The sequence below is a fragment of the uncultured Campylobacter sp. genome (assembly GCF_938045595.1).
Taxonomy (GTDB): domain Bacteria; phylum Campylobacterota; class Campylobacteria; order Campylobacterales; family Campylobacteraceae; genus Campylobacter_B.
Genome location: NZ_CALIBB010000315.1, coordinates 1 through 8955 on the forward strand (window position 1 = coordinate 1; position 8955 = coordinate 8955).

General features: G+C 40.3%; 11 protein-coding genes. All 11 read left to right on the top strand.

Annotated elements, in window-relative coordinates; all coding sequences use genetic code 11:
• Positions 1–30: 30 nt before the first annotated feature.
• Positions 31–273, top strand: coding sequence for a hypothetical protein (locus Q0340_RS12140; RefSeq protein ID WP_297995822.1), 243 nt, complete (start codon positions 31–33; stop codon positions 271–273).
• A gap of 9 nt (positions 274–282) precedes the next feature.
• Positions 283–2787 carry an AAA family ATPase gene (locus tag Q0340_RS12145; protein ID WP_298083521.1) on the top strand — a complete coding sequence of 835 codons (2505 nt, stop codon included), beginning with the start codon at positions 283–285 and terminating at the stop codon, positions 2785–2787.
• A gap of 2 nt (positions 2788–2789) precedes the next feature.
• Positions 2790–2918: a hypothetical protein gene (locus Q0340_RS12150; protein WP_297997885.1), complete on the top strand. Its 129-nt coding sequence runs from the start codon at positions 2790–2792 to the stop codon at positions 2916–2918.
• On the top strand, positions 2919–3569 hold the full coding sequence (locus Q0340_RS12155; protein ID WP_298083522.1) for a VirB8/TrbF family protein: 651 nt from the start codon (positions 2919–2921) through the stop codon (positions 3567–3569). It begins immediately after the preceding gene.
• Positions 3566–4837 carry a TrbG/VirB9 family P-type conjugative transfer protein gene (locus Q0340_RS12160; RefSeq protein WP_298083523.1) on the top strand — a complete coding sequence of 424 codons (1272 nt, stop codon included), beginning with the start codon at positions 3566–3568 and terminating at the stop codon, positions 4835–4837. The genes Q0340_RS12155 and Q0340_RS12160 overlap by 4 nt, the downstream gene beginning before the upstream one ends.
• Position 4838: 1 nt before the next feature.
• On the top strand, positions 4839–6032 hold the full coding sequence (locus tag Q0340_RS12165; protein ID WP_297997896.1) for a DNA type IV secretion system protein ComB10: 1194 nt from the start codon (positions 4839–4841) through the stop codon (positions 6030–6032).
• Positions 6033–6044: 12 nt separating this feature from the next.
• The gene (locus tag Q0340_RS12170; RefSeq protein ID WP_297962510.1) at positions 6045–6257 is read left to right on the top strand and encodes a hypothetical protein; all 213 of its coding nucleotides are present in this window, start codon (positions 6045–6047) and stop codon (positions 6255–6257) included.
• A gap of 1 nt (position 6258) precedes the next feature.
• Positions 6259–7206: an ATPase, T2SS/T4P/T4SS family gene (locus Q0340_RS12175; RefSeq protein ID WP_002952532.1), complete on the top strand. Its 948-nt coding sequence runs from the start codon at positions 6259–6261 to the stop codon at positions 7204–7206.
• A gap of 107 nt (positions 7207–7313) precedes the next feature.
• Positions 7314–7613: a plasmid mobilization relaxosome protein MobC gene (locus tag Q0340_RS12180; protein ID WP_298083524.1), complete on the top strand. Its 300-nt coding sequence runs from the start codon at positions 7314–7316 to the stop codon at positions 7611–7613.
• The gene (locus tag Q0340_RS12185; RefSeq protein WP_298083525.1) at positions 7606–8526 is read left to right on the top strand and encodes a type IV secretory system conjugative DNA transfer family protein; all 921 of its coding nucleotides are present in this window, start codon (positions 7606–7608) and stop codon (positions 8524–8526) included. Before Q0340_RS12180 ends, Q0340_RS12185 begins: the two co-directional genes overlap by 8 nt.
• 44 nt (positions 8527–8570) lie before the next feature.
• The coding region (locus tag Q0340_RS12190) for a type IV secretory system conjugative DNA transfer family protein (RefSeq protein ID WP_298083526.1) at positions 8571–8955 on the top strand (385 nt) is incomplete at its 3' end.

Below are 8955 nucleotides of genomic sequence, written 5' to 3' on the forward strand. Positions count from 1 at the left end.
CTGCTGCAGCAATGTAAAAGGCAAAAACGAATGATAGTGACCGACTGCTATATGGATTTAACTAAAAGAACGAAAATCATAGGTCTAACAACTACGAGTCTATTTACGATTATAATCGCCGGATTTATTTCGTGGTTTATCTTGATTTTATATTCGCTAGCAGTCGTTGCTATTTTATACTGCTTCTTCTTCGTTTTGGAGTTTTTTGATGAGGATATATATGACATCATCGGCTCAAAAATGAAAATATCGCAAAATAAATTTTATGCATAGGTTATAAAAATGGCTCACGGAATAATAGGAGTAATCAAAGAGTGGAATCAAAACAAAAAGAAAGAAAAATTAAAAAAAGAGCTTAGCATTGAAGTAAGCCAAGAAAAATCAAGCGTTAAAAATAAAACAGGAAACGATGTTTTATCAAAAATCAATAAGATCAATAAAAAAGCGGATGAAATTTTAATGATAGCAGAGCCGCAAATTTATACGCTAGCGAAAGAAAATAATATTGCTTGCAAATATGGCGAAAATATAATAATTACCAAAGATGGCAACGCGAGTATAGCAGTAGAGTTAAAAGGGGCGAGCTATGCCGGAATTAGCTTGGACGATGAGACGGACTACCTCTTAAATCGCGTTATGTTTTTTACCACGCTAAAAGACGACGTCGAGATAAATTTAATCATCAAAAAAACTAAGCAAAATGGTAAAGACTATGCCGATAAAAATATAAATCCATACGCAAATGAGATCATAAAGAAATGGGAAACTAATCAAGATATATATGCCATAAGATACTTTTTAATAATCTCTACGATGACGAAAAATATCACCGGACTGCTAGAAAGCTTTAAAACCAAGATGACTAGTGAGAAAGATGAGGAAAGTGAGGAAAGTGAGAGATTGAAGCAAAAAATCGAGCTTTTAAATGATACGTACTCAAATATCAAAAACTACTTCTCGATTTATCAGCCAAGGCAGCTAAGCGGCGATGAGATCATAAATTTTTATGCTACATATTCAAACGCGAAAGAGACGAACCTTGCGTATACGAACGAGTTGATCACCGATAGCTACATAAGCTCATACGTCGAATTTAAAAAAGACTACATAGAGTTTTACCGCAACGACGGCACGACCAAATACGCTAGATTTATCAGCGTAAAAGCCTACGAAACTGAGCAAATCAAGTCGATCATCACCTCAAATTTAATAAAAAGCAACAACGAATTTATGGCCATGATTTATCTAAAAGCCTACGAAAAACGCAAGGCGATCAAGAAGATAAAAGACACCAAAGCGTTTGCCGTAGAGTTAGTCCGCCAAGAGCTAGATCAGTTAATGGAACTGATCCAAGCCGACAGGGAAAATTTGGTAGAGACGAGTTTTTCGGTATATTGCTTAGCCGACAGCTTAAAAGAGCTGGAAAATCGCTCGAACGAGCTAAAAAATATCTTAGAAAATCAAGGATTAAATGTCGTACGAGAGACGATAAACCAAAAGCCTCTTTATTTTAGCTTCTTCCCTAGTCGTGGAAATTTAAATGCTAGGAAGAAAACGCTAAATATCAGTAACCTAGCCACGATCGCAAATTTTGAAAACGAAGTAACCGGGTTTAATAAAAATGACTGGGGTGGCGAAGCGGTAACTACGTTTAAGCACTTAAACGGCACGCCGTATTTATTCAATTTTCACTGGCAGCCCGACGGCGATCGCCCAGCCGGACATACGATGATAGTGGGCGGAACCGGAAGCGGAAAGACGACGCTAGCGCAGTTTTTAATGACGAATTTATTTAAATATCCGATAGATATATTCGCAATGGATAAGCTGCGCGGTATGTATATTTTTACGAACTACATGGACGGCGAGTACCACGATAGCGAGAGCGACGGCTTTAAATTAAATCCGTTCAGCCTAGCCGACACGAAAGAGAATAGAGACTTTTTAAAAACATGGCTGCGTTTCATGGCAGAGGTTAAAAACGACGAGCACGAAGCCATAAATGATATTAACAACACAATAGATCGCGTATATGACATGAAGCAAAATGGTCAAACGCTAACGCTTAGTGACTTTATCATATCGCTTCCAAGCGACAATAACGAAAAGTCAAGGCTGAAAATCAGATTTGACAATTACAAAGGCTCAATATTTGACAACAAAGAGGACGCCCTAAATTTCACCAAGCAGCTGTCGGTGCTAAATATGGACGGCATACTGCAAAACAAAAAGACAGCCGCGCTTACGGCTATATATGTTTTTCATAAGTTAAAAAATAAAGCTAAAAATAGCGTAGATAAGCGCGGCTTCTTTTGTTTTATAGACGAGCTAAAGGATTATTTGCAAGACGAGACGATGCAAGAAAAAATTCTTGAGGCGATCCTAGAATGGCGCAAGATAGGCGGGGTAGCTTGCATGGGATTTCAAAGCATGAGTCTATTTAATAATATTGAGCGCGGTTCGTCGTTTTTAGACAATATTGCAAATTTCGTCATATTTCCGACAAATAGCGAAGAGACGTTAGCGGAGTTAAACGCAATGATAGGGCTAACGCCGACGGAGGCTAAATTTTTAAAAGAGACGAACTCGAATGCGAGGCAGATACTGCTAAATATGAAATTAAGAAGCGAGAGTGCAAAATTGGATATAGACCTATCGAGGCTCGGAAGCTACCTACGGGCATTTTCTTCAAGCTCGGACAACGTAATGCTTTTAAAGCAGCTTAAAGACGATAGCCCGATCCACTGGCGAAAACACTACATAGAATTTAAAGAAAATAGGAGTTAAAGATGAAAAAAGTAGCGATTATTACAGTAATGGCGATATTAACGGCATTTTTAAGCGGATGCGCAGACAAACCTAGCAAAATAGAAAGAATTAGTCCTTGCGCTTGCTATGATTTTATAAAGGTGGGATAAATGGCATTCGAAGAGAAGAAAATCGACCCAAATTTTATTTTTAGAGCCGAAAGAAGCATTAAAGCGTACATGTTTTATACGATCATAGCTCTTGCGGTCGTAAGCGTAAGCCTAGCGGTAGCAATAGCTCTTTTAACGCCGCTAAAAGAGACGAAGCCAGTTTTGCTTAAATTTTCAGACGGTGACTCCCGCTTCGTAACCATAGACGATACGAATCTAAACGTCCGTAGCAACGAAGAGTTGCTAAAAAGCATTTTAGCCGGATACGTTAAAAACAGAGAGATGATAAACCGCATAGACGATGTCGAGCGCTATAACGAGATACGCACGCAAAGCAGCAGGCAGGTATGGGAAGCATTTCAAGGTTTAGTAAGCGATCCCAACTCAATTTATACGACTAAAAATTACTTCCGCAACATTCAAATTTTAAACGTAGCCGTTTTAAGCCAGAACGTAGCAACAGTCGATTTTCAAGCCGAGATCACAAACCCTACGCGCACTGAAGTAAGTTATAAAAAATATAGAAGCGCGATAGAGTACGACTTTCACAACCAAAGCAGCACGTACGCCGATACGATGAAAAACCCTACCGGTTTTATTGTAAGCAAATACCAAGTAACGCAAATCTTGGATGAAAAGGGCTCAAAATGAGAAATTTAATAAAACTTTCAATCGTCTCGATACTTGTATTAAATTTAAGCGCAACCGAGCCGCAGGAGGGGCTAAGCGAAGAGCAGATGAATCAAATCCGTGCTATTATGCGCCAAACACAAGAGCTAGTAAACGAGCAACAGCAAAACGGCTCTATGGGCGAAGATATATTTAACGATAAAAACAAAGACGTAAACAACAACATACAATCAAATTTTAAAATAAATCCGCTCGGATTATATAGACAAAGGCAGCAGCCTCAAGGAGCAAAATTTAACGATCCCAATGCCGGACAAATTCCCGAACAAGACGTAATAGACTTCGGAAGCGCACCCGATGCCTCGGATAGACAGATGGGCAAAGACGAGCTAGAGCTTATGAAAAACGCTATCCGCAATCAAGACTTGAAAGCATTGCAGCAAAAATTTCACTCAAAGAAATATAGCGGATACGAAAATACGCAAGTAGTCAAATATCAGCCCGATAAAACCATCAAAATTCGTACGCGCCACGCAATGGCGACGACGCTGATATTTGATAGCGAGATAGACAATTTCGTGCTAGGCGACCAAACCGGCTTTAAAATAGAGCAAATCCCGAGCCAGCCTAACGCCATTGCGATAATTCCGCAGTTAATCGGCATCGATACGAGCCTAACGATTTTTACGAGCGACGGAAAAATCCACACCTTTTATATTTTTTCAACGGATTATAAAAATTCAAGCGATCCAAGCTTCATAGTTCGCATACAAGACGGCGAAACACAAAAAGCCAAGCTCGCTAAACTTGAAGAGGACAGCAAAGAGTATCTAACCATAAAAGACGGCATAGCCGAGCTGAAAGTCAAAAAAAGCGATATTTACAGCGGATATACACAAAAAGCCAAAAAAGAAAACGAGTGGCTGCTATCGGCTGAAATTTTTAGCGATAAGAAATTTACGTATTTTAAGTATTCAAAAGACGAAATGCCGCAAATTCCTACTATTTACGCAGTCATCGATAAACAAGATAGTCCGGTAGAAACGAGGGTAATAGGCGATTACATAATCGCGGAGACTATAAATCCGAAATTTACGATTAAAAGCGGTGATAGCTACGTATGCGTAGATCGTAAAGAAACGCAGGCTGAAAAACTAAGAAAAGAGATAAGAAAGAATTTAAATACCGATGAAGAAGCCGTGAAACAAAGACAAAAAGAACATAGCAAAACAATAACAAAAAATCAAGAAAAATATAATGAATCCGTAAAGAAAGCAAGGGGATTTTAGAATGAAAAAGGGGAAGAAAACGCTGCTTTTAAGCCTTACGACGCTTAGTATAATTTCTTCTCCCCTTTTGGCGGAGGAGATTTTTAACGAAGCGGCCGGGCAAGAGCAGCAAGACGAGCAAATAAGAAATTTGCAAAATCAAAAGGATTTAAACCATCTTTTTGAAAATTCAAAATTTCCGGTCGATGACTACATTTATAAAGCTGGGAAAAAAGCACCAAGCCAAGACGGGCAAAATTTAGGCGAAATTTTGAAGAAAATCGAAGAGCTTGAAGCCAAAAAGCAATCCGGACAGACCGTACCCGGTGCACCGACTGCTACGCCGGAAGACATGACAAGAGAGCAAGAGCAAATGGCGCAACGCGCTAGAGACAAGCAAGAAGAGCTAAAAGCCAAGCAAGAGAGTCTGAAACAAGAAATAAGAAAAGACAACCAGGCTGCCTATGAAAACAAAATGCGCGAGCTAATAAGAGCTCAAATTTTAGCTAATCGCAACAACGAAATAAAAAACGTAAATCAAAACTCCCAAAAATACGGCGCCGACGGCTTCTCAAATCAAAAGAGCATAGATATCAGCACAAACGAGCACAGGCTATACCGCACCATTAGAGCGGGACGGCTAATCCCAGCAATTTTAACGAGCGCGATAAGCTCGGATTTAAGCGGAATAGTAACGGCTCAAATAGAGCAAGACATATATGCCGCAATGGGGCGAGCAGTGCTAATTCCTCGCGGAAGCAAAGTGATAGGTTTTTATACTAACGATACTAAAATCGGGCATGAGAGGTTAGAAATCAGGTGGCGCGAAATAATCACGCCGCAAGGCATAAATATATTACTCACCGATGCAATGGCAGCCGATAATATGGGAATGAACGGAGTTGTAGGAGCGATAAATAATAAATATTGGGAACGCTACGGCATAGCCTACTCAATCTCAACGATTACGAATGCCTTACTTTTAGGTATAGCCTCAAAAATGGGAAATTCAAACAACTCTTATGCTACCGAAATTTACTCGAACGCTAGAAGCGACGTAAGCAGCGTGGTACAAGACATAATTCAGCAGCAAAGCCAAATTAAGCCGACCATCGAAATCAAAAGCGGAAGCCGTATATTTTTAGTGCCTACAAATCACATGTGGTTTGCGAAGCCGAAAAACGGCGAAGTGATGATGCAATATTTTAACGATTAAAGGGGAAAACCGATGCAATACGAGCAAATCAAAAGCCAAGTTAAGACTGAGCTACAAAATAAAAAAGCAAACGATAGACTACTAAAACGCATAGCAAATCAGCTAAAAATTACCGAAAAGGCTGAAGCAAGCGCCGCAAAAGAGAGGCAGAAGCTAGAAAAGCTAGTGCAAGAGAAGAACGATTTAGCAGGCGCGAGCGCAACGGAAGCAAGCCAAGAAGAGTAAAATGAGCGAAAGCATAATTTTAAATAATATTTTAGGTGTTTTAAAGCCGTATTTGACCCTACGGGCAAATGAGCTGATATTTAATCGGCCGTGCGAAATCAACATAGACTACGGCGACCACTGGGAAATAGTACAAGACCCAAAGCTAGATATTAAATTTCTAAATAATTTTTTGATCGAGCTGGCCACTAGGAGAAATCAGCGCTTCGATGAAACGCATTGCCATCTTTCGTGCGAGCTGCCAGATCCGTTTTTGCGTTACCGCGTTCAAGCGCAGCATAAATCGAGCCTATTTAATAGCGATATCGCAATTTGCATAAGAATACCGAGCAAAGAGGCCTTTAAACTAGAAAGCTTTACATTAAGTCAAAACGTGATAAACGAGGGCTGGACTTATGAAAAAATCAAAGAGCTGATCCGGGATAAGAAAAACGTACTTTTAAGCGGCGGAACTGGAAGCGGGAAGACCAGTTTTTTAAACTCGTTAATGGGAGAAATAGACCCGGGCGAGCGAGTAGTCACCATAGAGGACAGCCAAGAGCTGAGGGTAGAAAACGTAAATAAAACGCAGCTGGCCGTACCGAAAATCGCCACCGAAATTTACAGCTATCAGGTAGCGATCGATAATGCGATGCGTTTGCGACCAGATAGGCTATTTTTGGGCGAGATAGACATCCGTAATACCTTTTCGTTTTTAAGAGTAAACAACACTGGGCATGCTGGAAATTTAAGTACCTTGCACGCAAATAATCCCAAAGACGCCATAAAGGCCATTAAAACCAATATTATTTTAGGAGGTGGCCTATCAAGCGTGGATGATCGCATGCTAGATAGCCTTATCGTCACGGCGATTGACTACATTATCCAAATAGCTAGAGTAAAAAACCAAAGAGTCGTGACCGATATTTTAAATTTAAAAGAACTAGACATTGCAAAGATCGTAGCATGAGAAAAGTAGCCGCGCATTTTATATACTTTACCGAAGCTGACGCAAGAGTACTAAAACGCCTATCTCAAAGGCGCAACGAAAGCAAATCGGCGGTAGTTCGGAAGCTGGTGCATATAGAAAAATATGCCGACGTGCTAGAACAGATAGAAACGAATAACGAAATAATAAGCGAATTCTTACGAGAATTCGGTCGCTTGGGGGCAAATTTAAATCAAATCGCTTATCATCTAAATGCAAACATTGCCGGTCCCGAAGAAGCTAAAAACGACCTAGAAAAGAATATGCGAGACTTTGCGGCAGCCATAAAAGAACTAAGCGCAAAAATTGAAGATTTAAAAATAAAAATAGAAGTGGAGCGTGTAAAAACGCCGAGCAATGAGGGGGCAAAAGGGGAGGAAAATGGATAGTTCAAAAGGTTTTACCGCCAAAAGATGGGCTTGGGCTTTTTTCGTTTCGCTTATAATGGGCGTAGTGCTATATTTGGCGGTAGTCAAGGTTATTTTTAATCCGGATTTGATAAAAGTACCCGCAGTGGCGTATAAAATTTTAATAAATATAGGCGCGCCGACGCTAAAATTAAAGGCTTACGTCGCATTATTTACGCTGATCGCCCCGTTTTTGGTAGTCTTTACGTGGTGGCTATTGCCGTATTTTAGAGACGGCGAAGATTACGGATCGGCAAGGTTCGCAACGCCAGAAGACTTCCCTAAAATGAACATAAACTATAAAAATGGCTTAGTGCTAGGATGTCACAATATAGATAGCGATAATCCACAGTTTTTAAGGGCTACGCAGCCGCTCTCGACGCTAGTTGTAGCGCCTCCGGGAAGCGGTAAAACGGCAGGCATGATTATCCCGAATTTATTAAGCGTGCCTAATTCTTGCGTAACGCTGGATATCAAAGGCGAGTTATACAAAAAGACGGCCGGGTATAGGCAAAAATACTTCAATAACGAAATTCAGCTATTCTCCCCTTTTAGCTGGGATAATACGCTATTTTTTAACCCGTTCGACCGCTCGATCGTTAAAGACATGGAGTATATACACATAAAGAAATTGGCCGAGCAGATAGCTTCTACCATTTTCGTAGGCGAAAAAGGCAGCGAAAACGACCACTGGATAAAATCGGCAAGAACGATGTTTGTATTTTTCGCCGAATACTTTATGCAAAAAGACAAACATGCTACGCTAGCCCAACTTGCACAAGCTCCAAAAGCCGATTATTTCGAGTATTTGGACGAAAAATTCGGCGAAGAGGCAATGAAAGAGATAGACGAAGATGATCCCGAGCAAGAAAGAGAGAGAGAGACTATGACGTAGATACTTTTAAAATTTGGCTAAAACAGACAAGCTTTGACGAAAGTATCGACGAAAGCACGAGAAATCAGGCTAGAGCGTATGCAAGGGCCGCAGATAATGAATTTGCAAGTATAAAATCGACATACGACACGTTTATGACGGTTTTTAGCAATCCGCAAGTAGCCAACGCAACCAGCAAGATGAGCTTTACGTTCGAGGATTTAAGAGCGAAAAGAATATCGATGTACGTAGTCGTTCAGACCGAAGATATCGAAATTTTAGCTCCTTTAATTCGTATTTTCATAGAAACATTATTTAAGAAATTAATGAGCGGAGAAGAGTGCAGCGATCCCGAGAGATTTATATACTTTTTCGGGGATGAGTTCGTGCGCTTCGGCAAGATGCCATTTTTATTAGAAGCCCCCGCACTTTGCAGAAGCTACGGGCTTT